Here is a 17086-nt window from a genome sequence, read left to right as displayed (position 1 = left end):
TGCCGGTCGATAAATGGCGGGACCCTCCGCATTCTGCCGAAATTCCAAACGGCGGGTCCCGCCACTTCCCGGTGCCCGTCCCCGGTCAACAGGAGTTCGCAGCGAGTGACTCGTTCTTCGAATCCCTGACGTATGCCGATGTCTGGGCCAATCATGTGCCCGACACGCTCGACGTCCTCCACTCCGCGTACGGCTTCGCCGCCGCCGGCGAGGAGGACATCAGCACCTTCGCGGAGTTCGGAACCGACGTCGCGATCACCGAGGTCGGCGACGGCCGCCGGTCCACCGCGCTCCAGGCTGATCGAGAGCGCGGTCGAGCCGCCCCTGTGCCCGGCGATCCCGCACGCCACCGTGGTGGCGACCCCCGGCCTCGACGCACTGGTCGAACACCTCCGCAGCCGCGGGGCGCGCCACCGCTTCGACCTGCCGAACGGCGATGTGGTCCTGCCCCGGCCCCGACCCGGCCGGGGTTCCGACAAGAGGCACGGCCGTAGTCAGGCGGTGAGCAGAGGGAGGAGAGCTTCGTCGACGATGCGCTCGAAGTCGGCTCGGGCCAGGGGGCGGCCGGTGGTCTGGGGGAGGTTGATGATGAGTCCCACGGCGACGGCGACCTCGATGGCGTCGTGCCCGTTCAACGGCAGGTCTCTGTGCTGTACGGCGGTTTCCCCGCGTTCGGCGGCCCGCTGGAGCGCGTACGTGAGAGCGGACTCGATCGCATGGACGAACTGGGAGCGAAGGTTCTCCGCCAGGGCGGGCTGACTGCAGGACGAACCCAGAACCGTCGCGACGATGCGCTGGAGTTGTTCGTCGAGGCACCCGGAGGCGGCGATCAGTCCCTCGACCAGGTCCTCCCGGAGCGTCCCGGAGCCGGCGGCGATCTCCGCGACAGGGAAGGTCAGGGTGTCGACCGCGTCCGCGACCAGGTCCTCGACGGAGGCCCAGCGCCGGTAGACCGTGGACTTGCTCAGACCGGCGCGCACGGCTACGGCCTCCATGCTGAGCGCGTCCGGACTCCGCTCGCCGAGCAGGCTCAGCACCGCGTCAAGGATCATCCGGTCGCGGGCGGCATCACGCCCGCGGCCCACGGCCCTGGCGGGCTTCTGCCGGGTGGACCCGCTCGGGGCGCTGCGCATCGACACACCTTACCCCGCTCGGCGATGGGGCGGCCCGGAGCCGGCACGGACGGGGGCGGACCCCGCCGATCGTGCCCGCGGGAACCGCTTGCGGCGGGGGCCCGGCGCGGGCGCGGTGCGGCCGGTATGCGCGATCGGTGCCGCGCGACCCCGGTTCGGGCGCGGCCGCAAAACCCTGTCGGGCCTGACCGTTACCGGGATCGGCCGTGCCGTTCGGGCCCCCGAGAACCCGAGACGAGCGCGTTCCGCTACCATTTAGTTTCGATACTCTTCCGTAGCGTTTTAGCGTTGCCCCGAGGTTCGGGACGCGGCAGAAACGGCGAGTGCGAGAGCACTGCGCCGAAGAGGAGCTCGTATGCAGAGGGACGAGAGCGCCGGTCAGACGGCGGGACAGGACGGATCCGGCGGTCGGCGCATGGTGCTGGGAGCCACGAGCCTCATGCACGGGTCGGCGGATCAGGCGTGGCGCTGGCCTGGAGGTGATCCCGGGATGTCGTTCGATGTCGAGCCGATGATCCGGGCGGCGCGCGAGGCCGAGCGCGGCAAGTTCCACTTCGTCTTCATCACCGACCACCCCGCCGTACAGGTGGATCTCACACGGTTCCCGCCCACGGTCACGATGGACCCGATCGTGCTGACAAGCCGTCTGATCACGGCCACCAGCCGTATCGGATTCGTACTGACGCAGTCGACGACCTTCAGCTTCCCCTACACCGTGGCCCGTCAGCTCAAGGCCCTGGACCTGCTCAGCGGCGGCCGGATCGGCTGGAACGCCGTGACGACCAACGACCCCCGCATCGCGGCGAACTTCGGTGCCCCGATCGCCGACCGGACCACCCGGTACGAGCGGGCCCACGAGTTCGTCCAGCTCGTCCAGGCCCTGTGGGGCAGCTGGGGGCCCGACGCGCTCAAACTCGACACGGACACCGGGGTGTTCGCCGACGCCTCCGAGATCCGCCCCATCGACCTCGGCGGCCGGCATGTCGCCTCACGCGGCCCGCTGCCCATCCCGCCCTCACCGCAGGGACAGCCGATCCTCTTCCAGGCGGGCGGCGGCGCCGAGGCGCTCGGCTTCGCCGCCAGCTACGCCTCCGGGGTGTTCACCGTCGCGGGGGACATCGAGGAGGCGCGTGCCCACCGCGACGCACTGGACCAGGTCACCACCGCGTACGGACGCTCCCCTCAGGACGTCAAGCTGGTCCTCGGCACCGCCGTGACCGTCGCCGACACCATGGAGGCGGCGCTGGAGCGCCGGCACCAGCTGCTTCAGCTGTCGGCGCCGGAACTTCCGGACAAGCTGCGGCACCTGTCCGCCCTCGTCGGCCTGCCCCTCACCATGGACCGGATCCACGACCGCCTCGACCCGGCGCAGCTCGCCGCTCTGCGGCCCGCCCCGCACCAGCTCTACGCCGAGAAGTCCGTACGCCTGCTGACGGAGGGACGCACTCCCTACGAGGTCCTTCTGCACGGCGTCACCGACTTCTTCACCACGGTCCTCGGCTCGCCGGAGGACATCGCCGACCAGCTCCAGCTGCTGTTCGAGTCGCGGGCCTGCGACGGCTTCGTGATCGCTCCGGACGTGACAGCCGACGGGTTGCCGGCCTTCGTCGACAAGGTCGTCCCGGTCCTCCAGCGACGTGGCCTGTTCCACCACGACTACGAGGGTTCCACCCTCCGCGAGCACCTGGGCGCCCCGTACCAGTACGGACGTACGGTCCCGACCGAATCCGCGGTCTCCCGCTGACCCGACCAGAACGACGCTCCGGGCCGGCCGCGTCTTCTTCGCCGCGGCCGCGTCCCTGCACCCGGGGCCGCTGGGCCGTAGCCGCCCGCTCCTGCGCCGGCCCGCGGTCAAGCACGGTGCGGGCGCGCGCCTCTCCGTCCACGACGGCGTCCAGGTCCGGCTGCCGCGCGCCGAGTCCGCGGCCGGCTTCCGCCAGTCGCAGGGCGTGGCGAGCCTCGTCACCCCGTGCTGGTGCACCGTCGCCTGCCGCTCACTCCTCCTCGACCGCACCGCCGAGGAGATCACCGCCCTGCTCGACGGCCACGAGCCGATCGGCGTCGGCGGCCCGCACGCGGCTCGCTCCCCCGGGGAAGTCACCGCCGCCGGCGATCCCCGACCGGCTGCACGGCGCCGCCGCCGCGCACGGCGATTTCGAACGCTGCGTCACCGAGTACGCCGTACCCGTGCCCTGACACCGCCGGACACATCAGAGCCGCCATGCCGGTCGTCGGCAGACAGCAGGACCTCACGTCCCGTGAGCGTGCGATCCACACGGACCTCATGGCCGCCGCGACAGCGCCGACGCCATGCATCGACGGCGGCGACACACCGCACCAGGCGCTCGGCCTGGAGTTGCCGTGCCATGCGGTCGTTCGGCCGCCGCACCGTCGTGGCCGGTCGCGTGGTTCCTGCGCACCCCTTTGAAGCGTGCCGGGAGCCGGACTCCCGGACGCCGCCCTGTCCGTCGAGGACCCGCACTTTCCCGGCTACCCACGGAGGACGGCCGGCAGGCGACCGGCTCGGAGCGCGCCGGTTCCCTCCGCGGTCGCGCGGGTCGCGTCAGTCGCGGGACGGAGTGCCCGGCTCAGCGGGCGCGGCTTTGGCCAGCGACAGGAGTGCGAGGTCGAGGGTCTCCCCCGCGCTCTCGGCGGTGTCATGGTCCGCCCACCACACCATCGCGGCGAGCCCGAGCGCGACGAGCGCACGCGCCACCAGCTCGGCGGGCGCCGTCAGGTCCGTCGCCCGCCCGACCGCGACCGTCATCCGTTCCTGAAGCGTCTCGTGCGTGCGATGGCGCAGCAGTGACGGCGAGGTTCCCACCAGCCGGAGCCTGCGGCGCGCGGACTCCACCGACGCCGGGTCCGCCAACTCGGCCGGCGTCCGGAACACCTGCCGGACGATCTCCCGCAGGGTCCTGGGCTCCGGATCCTGCTCGGCCGCCTCGAACGCGGCAAGAAGATTCGCGTCCAACTCGTCCCAGACCAGATCCGTCTTCGACGGGAACAGCCGGAACAGCGTCTGCCGGCTGATGCCCGCCGCCTTCGTGATGGCGTCGATCGTCGTCTGCTCGAAGCCGCGCTCCTCGAACAGTCGCAGCGCATGCTCGCGCACTGCTGAACGGTCGACGGTCACGGGTCGTCCAGGTCTCATGACCTCTATTATGTGACCGGGTACTAAAATAGTCGAGCCATGCGACCCGCATGGCTCGAACAGGAAGAACAGGAAGGACAGGGCTATGAAGCCGCTGGAAGGAAAAGTCGCGATCATCACCGGCGCCCGGCGCGGCATCGGCAGGGCCGAGGCGCTGACGCTGGCATCGGCAGGTGCCACGGTCGTCGTCTCCGACATCGTCCTCGACGATGAGATGCGGTCACTCCAGGACGAGGTCGCCGAGGCCGGCAGCAAGAGCCTGGCGCTGGTGTGCGACGTGACGAAGAAGGAGGACATCGACAACGTCGTCGCGCAGACCGCCGAGCAGTTCGGCCGCATCGACATCCTCGTCAACAACGCCCAGACCGGCCTCACTCCGGTGCCCTGGGAGGAGCTGACCGACGAACTCGTCACCCAGTCCTTCCAGTCCGGGCCGCTGGCCTCCTGGCGGTTCATGCAGGCCGTCTTCCCGTACATGAAGGCGCAGGGCTGGGGCCGGATCATCAACACCTCCTCCGGGGCCTCCCGCGGCGGTGTCGAGAACTTCGGGCACTACGCGATGGCCAAGGGCGCCATCTCCTCCCTGACCTATGCCGCGGCCACGGACTGGGGCAAGTACGGCATCACCGTCAACGTGATCTACCCCGCGATCCTCACCGCGTCGCTGAAGTCCTACCTCGACAGCACGCCCGGGGCGCAGGCCGCGATGGAGGCCCAGATCCCCGTCCACTACGTCGGCGACCCGCTGAAGGACCTCGGCCCGATCGTTCTGTTCCTGGCCAGCGACGCCTCTGGCTACCTCACCGGGCACCCCTTCTTCATCGACGGCGGTGCGGGGCACGGACCCCGCTGACCCGCGGCCTCCGCTCCGACCGGAGGACATCCGCCCCTCGGCGGTGCCGCCTGCCGAAAGCGCGCGGCCGAGGGGCGCCGCCCGTCCCGCTCAGTGGCCCGTGCGACCGATCTCCACCCGGGGCCGCCGCGGCAGCCTCTTGGCCTCACGAACACGGCTGGTCATGGCGGCACCAGCCGTCCCCGGCCGGGGGATGCCGGTGTGCCCGCCGGCGAAGAGGATCCGCATGGAGGTGTTCGGCAGCGCGTCCCGGAATTCCGCATGGCGCGGCACCTTGGGGGTGGCGCGCCCCTGCCTTGAGGATGCGGGCCGGAAATGCCTCTGCGGAATCACAGGGAACCTGAAATCAACTCCCCCTCGAAAACCACGGCAACGGGCACAAGAGACCTCATACTGTCGGGTTCGAGAGTGAATATACTCTCAGGTATCACAACGAAGTTCGCGATCTTTCCGGGTTCCAGCGAGCCCACCCGGTCGTCGATTCTGAGCTGTCGCGCCCCATTTATGGTGTAGCCCTTGATCATGCGTTCGAGCGAGAGGTTCGATGCCTGCCTCGGCCGAACGCTGCCGGGATACCTTCCGGTATCGAGTGGGAACTCCGGATCGACTCTGGAGTTGGCCACCTGCATGCCGAAGAACGGGTTTGCCCGGTGCAGCTCGTAATCGGTCACGACGTCGCTTGCGAACGTCAGGAGGGCACCGTGTTCCGCGATTGAGTTGAATTCATACATGCGATTCCAGCGGCTCTCCCCCAGATAGGTCTTCGACTCCTCACCGAAGTAGCCACCGGACCAGTGGGGTGTCCAGTTGACGATGACGTTCAGTTCCGCCGGGCGCCTCATGTCCTCCGGGTCGACGAGCTCGCAGTGCGCGAAGGTGACCTGTGTCCGCCATTCCTCGTTCGCGTCGGACGTCTGTGCCCGCGCCGCCTCGACAGCGTCGCAGGCTGTACGGAACGCCCGATCCCCGACCATGTGGATATGCAGGTCGAGTCCGGACGCGTTGCACATGAGGAGACACGCGGTCAGCTCGTCCGCGTCCATCTGGATCTCGCCGTGGTTCAGGCCCGAGGGATCGTTGACGCAGGGGTCGAGGAGCGCGCTGTTTCCGTTCTCGTTCGTGCCGTCGAGAAACAGCTTGAGGGTTCCGATTCGAATCCTCCTGCTTCCGTATCTTCTCTGGTACTCCGTCGCCCTCGCTATTGCCGATGGCAGGTCTTCGAGGGTTCGAAATCGAGGTGCACCCTCGTAGTAGAAATGCAGCTCGCCGCTCGCTTCGAGCTGGGAGAGGGCCCTCAGGATCTCTTCGTCCTCCACCAGGGCCTCGAACAGTGATGTCACACCGTGCTCGGACAGGAAACGAAGGACCGGCCGGACGCTCTCGGCGGTGATCTCCTCCGGTGGCTGCCACCCGAGCTTCTCGTACATCTTCTCCAGGAAATGCGCGTGAGCGTTCTCGAACACGAGCCCAGTGGGTTCGCCGGATTCATCGCGGACGAACATCTCAAGGCCGGCAACGGGGTCGGGAGTCGCCGCAGTGATCTCCATCAGTTCGAGCATCTTCGAGTTGACCCAGTGCGAGTGCTCGCTGTGGTCCTGGCAGAGAACCGGCCGGTCGGAAATGGCGCCGTCGAGCAGCTCCTTCGTCGGCTGCCCCGCTCCGAAAAGCGTACTCGGGTAGTACTCGAAATAGATGAAAGGCATCTCCCGGACCGGGTGCTTCTCACCGAACTCCCGGATGAACCGGAGAAGTTCGTTCACGTCGTGCGTCCAGGGCAGGCGTATGTGCCACTGGCTCATGGCGACCCTCGCCGGATGCGTGTGGGAGTCGATCAGTCCTGGCAGGATCATCCTGCCGCCCATGTCGATCTCACCGAGCGCGTCGCTTCGGTCCCATTCGTCCTCCTTCCCGACGAACTTGATCCGGTCGCCCCGCACGACGAGCGTGTCGGCCCAGGGCTGCGCTTCATTCGACGTGTAGATCAAGGCATTCCTGAGTACTGCATCCATGCGCGTCTCCTGGGTAGCGGACGGTCAGCGATCGGCCCTGTCACGCGCCGGGGCCCGCAGGTCGACCACATCCCCGGCGAAGGGCTCGGTCTCGGCTCGGAGCACCGACTTGGCCACCTTTCCGCTGGAGGTGTGCGGCAGTTCCGCCCGGAACTCCACATAGCGCGGCACCTTGAACGCGGCGAGTTCCTGACGGCACCACTCCGCGACCGCCTCGGCCGGCAAGGTCGTCCCCTCCTTGAGGACGAGGATGGCCTTGACCTCCTCGCCCCGGTCGGGATCGGGCACCGGTATCACCCCCGCCTCGGCGACCTCCGCCATCTCCAGGAGGCGCATCTCGACCTCGGCGCAGGAGATGTTCTCCCCGCTGCGCTTGACCATGTCCTTGATCCGGCCCTCGAAGTAGTACAGCCCTTCGGAGTCCCGGCGGACCAGGTCGCCCGTGCGGTACCAGCCGCCGGGAAGGAGGAGTTCGGCGTTGGCTTCGGGGCGGTTGTGGTAGCCCAGCATCATCCCGCTGCCGCGCAGGCAGAGTTCACCGGCGGCGCCGGGTGCCACCTCGTTGCCGTCGGCGTCGATGATCTTCGCCTCCCGGGTGGGCCACAGCAGGCCGATCGTCGACCTGCCCACCAGATCGGTGCGCTCCCAGGGGACGAAGGTGCCGTTACCGGCCTCCGTGCTCGCGTACCAGTCGCGGGCCTGGAGGCCGAAGCGGGCTTCGAGGGCCGCGTGGGCGCTGCCGGCCACCTCCGACATCGGCGACTTCCTGATGGCGAGTTGACTGTCGGTGGCCCGCTCGGGCTCGTCGAGCAGGAAGTCGTCGAGCCAGGCGAAGTCGATCCGGTGGTCGACAAGCCAGCCCATGAATTTACGGCGGCTCAGACCGGCGGTGACACAGAGCGCGCCCCCGCCCGCCATGGCGATCATGAAGTAGGCCTGGTTCTGCATGTAGTAGAAGGGGTGGTCGGCCAGCAGCCGCTGCGGGTCGTCGAAGAGGGCGCTGGAGTAGACACCGAACTCGACCCAGTACTCGTGGGTGAGCAGGCAGCCCTTCGGGAGTCCGGTGGTACCGGAGGTGAACTGGATGTTGACCACGTCCAAGGGGTCGGCCTTGTGGGTCCGCGGAGTGATCTCCGACGTCAGCAGGTCGGCGAAGACCAGCCCGGCGCCCTGGGTGTCGTCGCCGACGGCCACGATCCGGTGCGTGGGTACCGGCCCCACCGCGCCGTCCTCGCGGAGCCGCCCGATCGACCGGGAACCGGCGATCAGCCACCGCGCCCCGGCGTCGCCGAGCACGAAGTCGACCTCGCGCGCGGTGTACTTGGGGTTGAGCGGCACCGCCACCGCGCCCGCCTCGATGACGGCCAGCCAACTGAGGGGGAACTCGATCTGGTTGCCGAGCATGATGCCGATCTTGTCGCCCGGCGCCACACCGGCCGCCTCCAGTCCGGAGCGCACCCGGGCGATGAGTTCACGCAGTTCGGACCAGGTGTGCTCGCCGGGCTCGCCCTCGACCATCCTGATCGCGAGCTGGGCGCCCCAGCGGTCGGCCGCGAGGTCCAGCGCTTCGGGAATGGTCAGACCGAGGAAGCCGCGATGGTGGGGGGCGAGGTCGATCCGCAGTCGGTCGGTCATCAGGACTCACTTACGTCGTCGTGGAAACGCAGAGATACAAGCGGGAAGCGGGAATTCGAGCGGGCGGCGGCGGACCACCGCCCACGGCCGTCCTCGGCTCAGCCGGCCTGGTCCGGCAGCACGGTCAGGGAGATGCGCAGACCGTCGGGGCCGCCGAGGGCGAGAGTCGTGGTGGATGCCGGGACCTTCAGGACGTCCCAGGCGTCCGATCCGTCCCCCGGGTTGAACATGAAGTCGGGGTGGTCGCTGCTCGCGAGGTGGAGCCTGAGCCGGTGTCCCGGCGCCACCCGGTAGGCGGCGTGCAGGAGGCTCACCTGGAAGGGCACGCCGGCCTCGGCGCCGTACAGGCGGACGTTCCCGCGCGCGATCAGCGATCCGGTACCGTCCGGGGCGATGTCGAGGAGCCGTACGTGCAGGTCGGCGCTGGGCTGGTCGGCGCGGAGGCTGCCGTACAGGTCGACCGGTCCGGCGAGGGTGAGGCCGGCGGCGAAGGGCTCGCTGTCGACGGAGGCGACATCGGCGCGCTCGGTGTCCGGGGCCAGGTCACGCTTCCCGTACACCATGGCGAACGGGTCCTTCGCGATCGACGGCACCAGGTCCGTGCCGTCCGAGGTCCAGCGCAGGGCGTGGCCGTCACCGGGGCCCTCCTCCGACTCCGCCGAGAGGCGGGCGTGCCGCTCGTCGTCGCCGGCGGCCGCGTGCAGGACGAGCCCGCGGCTCGACGCGGGCGGCCACTGCTCCGCCGTACCCCAACCCGCCCGGCAGGTCTCGTAGGTGACCCGGGCCGGCTGCTCTCCCTGTGCGCGACCGAGTTCGTGGTCGAAGAAGGCGAGGGCCGGGTCAAGGATGCGGGCGATCATGCGGGCGCGCGCTTCAGCCGACTCCGCGTGGTTGTTCTCCGGGGTGACCGGCGCGTCGGTGAGGGTGAAGTTCTCGTGGTCGATGGCTTCGAGCCGCAGGTACAGCTGTTCCGACCAGCCCGGGTTCGCGAGGAGCCGCTCGATGTCGTGCCAGGACCAGGGCGCGCAGTTGTCGTACCAGCCGACGGTGAACAGGGTCGGTACGGGGCGGGCGTCGACGAGCTGTTCGACGCTGAGCGCCTGGAGCGAGGAGGGCTCCGTCAGGTCCTGGTCGTAGCTGGCGGAGCGCTGTCCGATCTCGCTGAAGAACTCCTCGAACTGGTCCGCGAGCGGGCGCTTCGACCAGTCGACCTCCCACAGGTAGGTGTCCTGGGTGACGTAGTGGAGGGCGAAGTACTCGCGGCGCCACACCGTGTCCACCGACCGGGCGTCGCCGCTTCCGGGCAGGGCGCGGCTGAGCTGTGTGCCGGTGAGCCGCGGGGCGATGGCGCGCAGTGCCGGGTGACCGGAGGCGGCCGCGGCGAGCTGGGTCAGGCCGAAGTAGGAGTCGCCCCACATGACGACCGACCCGTCGCACCATTCCTGCCGGGACACCCAGTCGAGGGTGTCGTAGCCGTCGTCGACCTCGTGGACACCGAACTCGGTGGCGCCCCCGGAGCGGAACTTGCCGCGCACGTCCTGAATGACCGCCGCGTAGCCGCGTTCGACGATGTGGGCCGCGATCTCCGGCATGAAGCAGTAGATGCCGTTCTTGTCGTACGGCAGCCGGACCAGGACCGCGGGTGCCGGGCCGCCGTCCGCCGGGAGGTAGACGTCGGTCGCCAGCTCGACGCCGTCACGCGTGGGGACGCCGGCCTGACGGGCTTGTGCCGGAAGAGGGCCTGGTTCGGCGCGCAGGATGTCCATGAGGAGCCGACTGCCTTTCGGTCTCGGGAAGGGAGCTCAGAGGAGAGGGCGGTGATCACGAGTCGGCTCGGCTGGAGTGACCTGCCACGACATCGTATGAAGCATTCGCTATATAGCGATGACTATAAATCCAGGGCGTGCCGGCGGACAACGGGCCGCCGGCACGCCCGGCCGGCCGCCGGGGCAAGCCGTCAGGCGATCGGTGGCCGCCGCGACGACCAGTCGGTGAGGCCCTCGAAGGCGGCTGCCGCGGCCAGCACGGCGGAGTCCTCGCGCAGCCGGCCGATGATCTGGAGGCCGACGGGCAGCCCCTCCTTGGTAAAGCCGCAGTTGACGCTGATCGCCGGCAGCATCGCGTGGGTCGGTGACTCGGTCATCCGGTGGAAGTCGAGCATGGGATCGCCCACCGGCTTGCCGTTGACGTGGGTGTTGCCCGCCTCCTCACCGGGGTGCGGGAACGCCGTGACCGGCATGGTCGGGGTGACGAGCAGGTCGTACTCGCCGAGGACGGTGAGGAAGGAGCGCAGGATCTCGCCCCGGGTCATCTGCTGGACCATGTGGTACTCGATCGCCGACATCCCCTGCCCCTTCTCGGCCATGCGCAGCACGGCCGGATGCAGGGGCAGGTCACCGAGGCGGCCGGCCGGGGTCGGCATCTCCATGGCCATCGCCACGCCGGGGGCGTAGACGTTGTGGAAGTACTCGATCGGGTCGGGGACGCTCATCTCCACCTGTTCGACCCGCGCGCCGCCGGCGCTCTCCAGGACTCGCACGGCGGCCTCGACGACGGCGAGGACCTCCCGGTCGATCTCGGCACTGCCGAAGTCGGGCGAGAAGGCGATGCGCAGGCCCGCCACCGAGGCGTCGAGCGTGGCCGACTCGAAGCTCTCGGCGGGCAGCGGGGCGCTGAGCGGCAGCGTCGGATGCGGTCCGGCGGTGACGTCGAGGAGCAGTGCCGCGTCACGGACGTTGCGGGTGAGCGGGCCGACGACCGCGGAGGTCTCGAAGGGCGACTCGCCGCCGGGGATCAGGTTCGGCGTGGCCTTGAACCCCACGACACCACAGCACGCGGCCGGCACCCGGATGGAGCCGCCGCCGTCCGAACCCCAGGCGAAGGGCGCGACCCCGCAGGCGACGGAGGCCGCCGCGCCGCCGCTCGAACCGCCGGAGGTGTGGGTGGGGGCGGCCCACGGCGTCGAGGTCCTGCCGGTCAGGTCCGAGTCCGTGATGCCGAGCATGCCGAAGAGCGGGGTCGTGGTCTTGCCGATCAGGATGGCGCCCGCGCCCTTGAGCCGCGCCCAGGCGATGTCGTCGTGCTCCGGGACGTGGTCGCGGAAGGCGGAGCCGCCGAAGGTGGTGCGCACTCCGGCCGTGGCGGTGAGGTCCTTGACCGTGATCGGGACACCGTGCAGCGGTCCGACGTCCTCGCCGCGCGCGATCCGCTCCTCCGCCGCCTTCGCCTGCTCCAGCGCCTGTTCGCCGGTGAGGGTGACGAAGGCGTTGATGTGCGGCTCCACCTTCTCCTGCTGGTCGAGGACCGCGGTGACCGCCTCCGTGGGGGACAGTTCCTTGCCGCGGATGGCGGCGGCCATCTCATGGCCGGACATCCAGACGATGTCTTCGTTGCTCATATCCGTCTCGTTCCTCAGTTCTCAAGCGTCCACAGGACGCGCCACTCGGCGACCATCGCCGGCTTGTCACGGCCCTCGACCTCGTAGGCACAGTCGAGGAGTACGAGATGTCCGTCCCGACGCGGTGTCACCTCACGGAGGGTTCCACGCACCCGGAAGCGGTCCCCGGTGGTCAGTGGGGAGACGAAGCGCACCCGGTCGAGGCCGTAGTTCCAGCCGCTCCATTTCGGGTCCTCGACGTACACCACCTCGTTGACGAGGTGGTCGAGGAGGGCCAGGAGGTAGAAGCCCTCCATCAGCCCTTCGGGAAAGTGCCCGCCGTCCAGTACGTGCTTGTTGTCGAGCACGTACGTCACCTCATCGAAGGCCTCGTTGCGTTCGGGCGAGGCCGTGAACCAGCTCCCGACGAACTCACCTCCGGCGAGCGAAGGCACTTCTGACCAGGGCGCCGAAAGCACCCGGGCCCGCGAAACCGACGTATCCACTCACCATCTCCTTCCCTGTACAGCACCTTCTGCATAAAGCTCGTTACACTAAAAGAGCCGCGTTTCGTCCGGACACGGAAAACCTCGAAGACCGGGAGCCTGGGTGCCTCGCCCGATCGACCACCACGCACGCCGCCTGGAGATCGCCAACGCGGCCATCCGCATTCTTGCCACAGGCGGAACGCAGGCGCTGACGCTGAAGAGCCTCGCCAAGGAACTCGGCGGCTCCATCACTCTCGTGACCCACTTTTTCGCCAACCGCGACGAGCTCTTCGTGGCGGTCACCGACGAACTGATCAGTTCGTACGAGGCCCAGATGGAGGAAGTCGACCACGGGGAGGTCGGCTACGACCGGCTGTTCAACCTGCTCCGCTGGATGGCTCCGACCGAGGCGGACGACGTCACCGCCGAGGCCGGCCGAATCGCGCTCGTCCCCCATCGCGGCGAACACGACTCGGTCACTCATTTCTTCGACGCCATGGAGGAGCGCATGCGCTCCCTGCTGCGCGAACGGCTCCAGGGCCTCGTCTCGGACGACGAACTCGAACCGTCGGTCGGCTATCTGCGGGCACTCACCAACGGCGTCACCCTGTCGGCGGTCGAGCACCCGGACCTGTGGCCGCAGGACCGCGTCGAGTGGGTCCTCGAACGCGGGCTGCGCGGCCTGGGCCTGCTCCACCCGGCCAGTGAACCGGACGTCGCCGCACGGTAATCGGAGGCAACGGCCCCGTCCCGGGAGGTGCGGCACGGTCACTCCCAGGACGGGGTCAGTTCGCCGGTACGTCGGCCGGGGACCCATCCCGGCCTCGGCACCGCGTCGATCAGTGTCCGGGTGTACTCCTCGCGCGGACTGCCCAGCACCTCGGCCGTCCCCCCCTCCTCCACCAGGCGGCCGTTCCGCATGACCGCGCAGTGGTCACTGATCTGCCGGACGACCGCGAGGTCGTGCGAGATGAAGAGGTAGGTGATCCCGGTCTGCCTGCGGATGTCGATGAGCAGATTGAGCACCTGCGCCTGCACGCTGACGTCGAGCGCCGACACAGCCTCGTCCAGAATCAGCAGCTTCGGCTCCATCGACAGGGCCCTGGCGATCGCGACCCGCTGACGCTGCCCCCCGGAGAGGTTCCCGGGGAACTCCCCCGCGTGCCGCTCGTCCAGCCCGACCTGCCCGAGGAGTTCCAGCACCCGCGCGCGCCGCTCGGCCTTGCCCAACTGGTGGTGGATGCGCAGGAGTTCATCGATCGCCGCGCCCACCCGCTGGCGCGGGTCGAGGGAGCCGAACGGGTCCTGGAACACCATCTGGACCGGTCGCGCCGCCCGCCCCCGGCGTCGTACGACCGTCGTCTCGCCGTCCAGGACCACCGTGCCGGTGTCGGCGGTCTCCAGGCCGGCGACGATCCGGGCGGTCGTGGTCTTGCCCGACCCCGACTCCCCCACGATCGCGAGGCACGAGCCGCGCGGCACGTCGAAGGACACGTCGTCGACGGCGACATGCTCGCCGCGGCCCGCCGCGTCGCGGGTGACGAAGGTCTTCCGCAGTCCGCGGACCTCAAGGATGTTGTCGGTCATACGGACTCCTTCACCAGGACGTCGGCCAGTTCGTCGACGCGGTGGCAGGCGACGCTCAGTGCGCCGGTCGTGCTCAGCACCGGCCGTTCCTGACGGCAGCGGTCCGTCGCGAACTCGCAGCGCGACGCGAACACACAGCCCTCCCCGGCCTCGAAGGCCGACAGCGGGCGCCCGGGGATCGGCCGGAGCTCCTCCACCGAGTCCAGGCGGGGGCGTGAGCGCAGCAGGCCGGCGGTGTAGGGGTGGCGGGGGCGGGTGGACAGGGCCGAGGAGGGGCCCTTCTCTACGATCACCCCGGCGTACATCACGGCCAGGGAGTCGTTGATGGCCGCCGCGAGGTCCAGGTCGTGGGTGATGAAGAGCAGGCCGAGGGAGCGTTCGCGGATCTGCTCGGCGAGGATGGCCACCACCTCGGCCTGGACGGTCGGGTCGAGCGCGGTGGTCGGCTCGTCCGCCAGGATCAGCGACGGGTCGGACATCAGCGCCATCACGATCATCATGCGCTGGAGCAGCCCGCCGGAGAGTTCGTGCGGGTACTGCTCCATGCGGCGGGGCGCGTCGGGGATGCCCACCTCGCGCAGCAACGCGCACGCCTTCTCGCGGGCCTCGTCGCGGGTCATCCGCCTGCCGGCGACGACCGACTCGACGAGGAAGTCGCCCATCCTGACGAGGGGGTTGGTGTAGGACCGGGGATCCTGGTGGATCATCGAGACGTCGTGACCGCGATAGGCGGCCCATCGCCGGCGGTCGTAGGTCGAGACGTCCTCACCGCGGAACCGGACCGCGCCGGAGACCTTGGCGCCCTTCGGCAGCAGGCCCATCACGGACTTCGTGGTCATGGACTTGCCCGACCCCGACTCCCCGACCAGGCCGACCGAGGCGCCGGGCGCCACGCTCAGGCTGACGTCGTGGATGACGCGCCGTCGGCCGTCGTTCCGGGCTCGGCCGGGCAGGTCGATGCGGAGGTGCTCGATGTCCAGGAGGGTGCTTGTCATCGCCGTCCTCCAGCGCGTGATCCGAGGCGTTCGCCCAGGGTGTTGAACGCCACCACCGAGATCAGGATCATCAGGCCGGCCGACAGGCTCTGGGCCATGGCCCCGTCGAGCAGGTCCGCCTGCCCCTCGCTGACCATCAGGCCCCACTCGGCCTGTGGCGGCTGGATACCGACGCCCAGGTAGGAGGCGGCGCCGAAGTCCATGAGCGCGGAGCCGAAGCTGATGGTGGCCTGGGCCAGCACGATCGGGAGGAGGTTGCGCAGGATGTGGTGGGTGCAGATACGCCAGGCCGACATGGCGGCGAGCTCGCAGGCCTCGACGTAGGCCATGTTCCGCTCGGTCACCGCCGCGCTGCGCACCACGCGGGCGACGTACGGCGTGTAGACGAGGGACAGCCCGAGCACCGGCGCCCAGAACCCGCCGCCGAAGACGGCGCCCGCGACGATCGCCACGAGGATTCCCGGCAGTGCGAAGACGACGTTGAAGACCTTGGACAGGAGCGAGTCGACGATGCCGCCCCGCCAGGCGGCGAGGATCCCGAGGCCGGTGCCCAGGGTGAGGCTCAGGAGGACGATCAGGCCGGGGCCCATGAAGCTGAGGCGGGCACCGTGCAGGATGCGGGAGAGGATGTCGCGGCCCAGGGAGTCGGTGCCGAACAGATGGTCGGCGCTCGGGCCCTGGCTCGCGGCGAGAAGGTCCGCCTGACTGGGCGGGTAGGGCGAGAGCAGCGGGCCGAAGACGGCCAGCAGGACCAGGAGCGAGCAGACGGTACCGGCCGCGAGGAGGATCGGGTCGGCCCGGCGGACGGAGCCGCCGAGGCGGCCGACCGGGACGGCGAGCGCGGTCACTTGCGGCCTCCTGCGGTGCGGGTGCGCGGGTCGAGAACCGTCTGGGCCAGGTCGAGCAGGGTCGTGACCACCACGAAGATGACGACGATCAGCATCGAGATCGCCATGACGACCGGGTAGTCCTTGTTGGTCACGCTCTTCATCAGCAGCGACCCGATGCCGTCGACGGAGAACGCGGTCTCGACGATGACCGACCCGGCGACCAGTCCGGCCACCGTGAGTCCGGAGGCGGTCAGGACCGGGAGGGCGGCGTTGCGCAGGATGTGCCGCCGGAAGACGAGCCCGCCGCCGAGACCGCGGCCGACGGCGGTGGCCACGTGGTCCTTCCCGGCCTGTTCACGCACGGCGGCCGTGGTCATCTGGGCCACGTAGGCCGTCCAGCCGAGGGAGAGGGCGATGGCCGGAAGCAGGAGGTGGTGCAGCCGGTCGGCGAATCCGTCGCCGGCTCCGAAGGTCGGGAACCAGCCGAGCTTCACGGCGAAGACGCCGATGAGGATGCTGGCCGACACGAACGCGGGGACGGAGAGCCCCACGCCGATGAGCGCGCTGACGAGGGGCCGCCACCGGTCGCTCAGGCCGCCGAACGCGCCCAGGGCGACGCCGAGGACCACGATGATGACGGCGGCCAGCACGACCAGGGTCAGGGTGGTCGTGATCCGGGGCTCGATGAGCCCGGTCACGTCCTGGCGGTAGGTGATCGACCGGCCGAGGTCGCCCTGGACTGCGTCGGTCACCCAGTGGACGTACCGCACGGGCAGCGGGTCGTCGAGCCCGAGCTCGGCGCGGGCCGCCGCACGCTGGGCCATGGTGGCCCGCTGGCCGACGAGCTGGTCGACGGGGTCGCCCGGAGTGAGCGAGAGCGCCGCGTAGACGAGGAACGACGCGGCCAGCACGGTCGCCGCCGCGCCGAGCAGACTGCGCGCGATCACGCGCAGCACGGGCAGGCGGGGCCAGGGAGGGACCCAGCGCCTGGTGTCGCTGGTTACTGAGGTGGATGTCATGTTCTTG

Annotated in this window: 15 protein-coding genes; 3 read left to right on the top strand and 12 right to left on the bottom strand. The window is 69.7% G+C overall.

Annotation, left to right across the window (positions count from 1 at the left end; genetic code table 11):
• Nucleotides 1–494 precede the first annotated feature (494 nt).
• Nucleotides 495–1133, bottom strand: a complete 639-nt coding sequence (locus ACGFZS_RS26845) for a TetR/AcrR family transcriptional regulator (protein ID WP_393659943.1) — start codon at nucleotides 1131–1133, stop codon at nucleotides 495–497.
• Nucleotides 1134–1488: 355 nt separating this feature from the next.
• Here ACGFZS_RS26845 and ACGFZS_RS26840 point away from each other — a divergent pair, with 355 nt between their 5' ends.
• Complete coding sequence (locus ACGFZS_RS26840) at nucleotides 1489–2877, top strand: NtaA/DmoA family FMN-dependent monooxygenase (RefSeq protein WP_393659941.1); 1389 nt, start codon at nucleotides 1489–1491, stop codon at nucleotides 2875–2877.
• A 250-nt stretch (nucleotides 2878–3127) separates the two neighbouring features.
• On the opposite strand, the gene ACGFZS_RS26835 is transcribed toward ACGFZS_RS26840, so the two are convergent.
• Both ACGFZS_RS26835 and ACGFZS_RS26830 read right to left on the bottom strand, forming a co-directional pair.
• Nucleotides 3128–3304 carry a hypothetical protein gene (locus tag ACGFZS_RS26835; RefSeq protein ID WP_393797267.1) on the bottom strand — a complete coding sequence of 59 codons (177 nt, stop codon included), beginning with the start codon at nucleotides 3302–3304 and terminating at the stop codon, nucleotides 3128–3130.
• A 392-nt stretch (nucleotides 3305–3696) separates the two neighbouring features.
• A complete protein-coding gene (locus ACGFZS_RS26830) occupies nucleotides 3697–4269 on the bottom strand; it encodes a TetR/AcrR family transcriptional regulator (protein WP_393659937.1) in 573 nt (190 codons plus the stop codon).
• A gap of 103 nt (nucleotides 4270–4372) precedes the next feature.
• Between ACGFZS_RS26830 and ACGFZS_RS26825 the strand changes: the two genes are divergently transcribed.
• Nucleotides 4373–5140: an SDR family NAD(P)-dependent oxidoreductase gene (locus ACGFZS_RS26825; protein ID WP_393659935.1), complete on the top strand. Its 768-nt coding sequence runs from the start codon at nucleotides 4373–4375 to the stop codon at nucleotides 5138–5140.
• Between the two features lie 329 nt (nucleotides 5141–5469).
• Here ACGFZS_RS26825 and ACGFZS_RS26820 read toward each other — a convergent pair whose 3' ends face one another.
• The 5 genes from ACGFZS_RS26820 to ACGFZS_RS26800 all read right to left on the bottom strand — a co-directional run bounded on the left by ACGFZS_RS26820 (nucleotide 5470) and on the right by ACGFZS_RS26800 (nucleotide 12666).
• A complete protein-coding gene (locus ACGFZS_RS26820; protein ID WP_393797266.1) occupies nucleotides 5470–7149 on the bottom strand; it encodes an amidohydrolase in 1680 nt (559 codons plus the stop codon).
• A gap of 24 nt (nucleotides 7150–7173) precedes the next feature.
• Complete coding sequence (locus ACGFZS_RS26815; RefSeq protein WP_393797265.1) at nucleotides 7174–8784, bottom strand: class I adenylate-forming enzyme family protein; 1611 nt, start codon at nucleotides 8782–8784, stop codon at nucleotides 7174–7176.
• A 98-nt stretch (nucleotides 8785–8882) separates the two neighbouring features.
• Nucleotides 8883–10550, bottom strand: a complete 1668-nt coding sequence (locus ACGFZS_RS26810; protein WP_393659928.1) for a CocE/NonD family hydrolase — start codon at nucleotides 10548–10550, stop codon at nucleotides 8883–8885.
• 191 nt (nucleotides 10551–10741) lie between these two features.
• A complete protein-coding gene (locus tag ACGFZS_RS26805; RefSeq protein WP_393797264.1) occupies nucleotides 10742–12181 on the bottom strand; it encodes an amidase in 1440 nt (479 codons plus the stop codon).
• A 14-nt stretch (nucleotides 12182–12195) separates the two neighbouring features.
• A complete protein-coding gene (locus tag ACGFZS_RS26800) occupies nucleotides 12196–12666 on the bottom strand; it encodes a hypothetical protein (RefSeq protein ID WP_393797263.1) in 471 nt (156 codons plus the stop codon).
• 103 nt (nucleotides 12667–12769) lie between these two features.
• Here ACGFZS_RS26800 and ACGFZS_RS26795 point away from each other — a divergent pair, with 103 nt between their 5' ends.
• Nucleotides 12770–13378 (top strand): TetR/AcrR family transcriptional regulator, encoded by a 609-nt coding sequence (locus ACGFZS_RS26795; protein WP_393797262.1) that lies wholly within the window; start codon nucleotides 12770–12772, stop codon nucleotides 13376–13378.
• Nucleotides 13379–13416: 38 nt separating this feature from the next.
• Here the strand turns inward: ACGFZS_RS26795 and ACGFZS_RS26790 are convergent, their stop codons facing one another.
• The 4 genes from ACGFZS_RS26790 to ACGFZS_RS26775 are packed head-to-tail and all read right to left on the bottom strand — an operon-like array spanning nucleotide 13417 to nucleotide 17007.
• Nucleotides 13417–14235 (bottom strand): ATP-binding cassette domain-containing protein, encoded by an 819-nt coding sequence (locus ACGFZS_RS26790; RefSeq protein WP_393797261.1) that lies wholly within the window; start codon nucleotides 14233–14235, stop codon nucleotides 13417–13419.
• Nucleotides 14232–15230: an ABC transporter ATP-binding protein gene (locus ACGFZS_RS26785; RefSeq protein ID WP_393659917.1), complete on the bottom strand. Its 999-nt coding sequence runs from the start codon at nucleotides 15228–15230 to the stop codon at nucleotides 14232–14234. Before ACGFZS_RS26785 ends, ACGFZS_RS26790 begins: the two co-directional genes overlap by 4 nt.
• A complete protein-coding gene (locus ACGFZS_RS26780; protein WP_393659915.1) occupies nucleotides 15227–16078 on the bottom strand; it encodes an ABC transporter permease in 852 nt (283 codons plus the stop codon). The genes ACGFZS_RS26785 and ACGFZS_RS26780 overlap by 4 nt, the downstream gene beginning before the upstream one ends.
• Nucleotides 16075–17007: an ABC transporter permease gene (locus tag ACGFZS_RS26775; protein ID WP_393797260.1), complete on the bottom strand. Its 933-nt coding sequence runs from the start codon at nucleotides 17005–17007 to the stop codon at nucleotides 16075–16077. The genes ACGFZS_RS26780 and ACGFZS_RS26775 overlap by 4 nt, the downstream gene beginning before the upstream one ends.
• Between the last annotated feature and the right edge of the window lie 79 nt (nucleotides 17008–17086).

The organism is Streptomyces sp. NPDC048288, from assembly GCF_043201555.1.
GTDB lineage: Bacteria > Actinomycetota > Actinomycetes > Streptomycetales > Streptomycetaceae > Streptomyces.
This window is presented reverse-complemented; position numbering and strand designations above follow the sequence as displayed.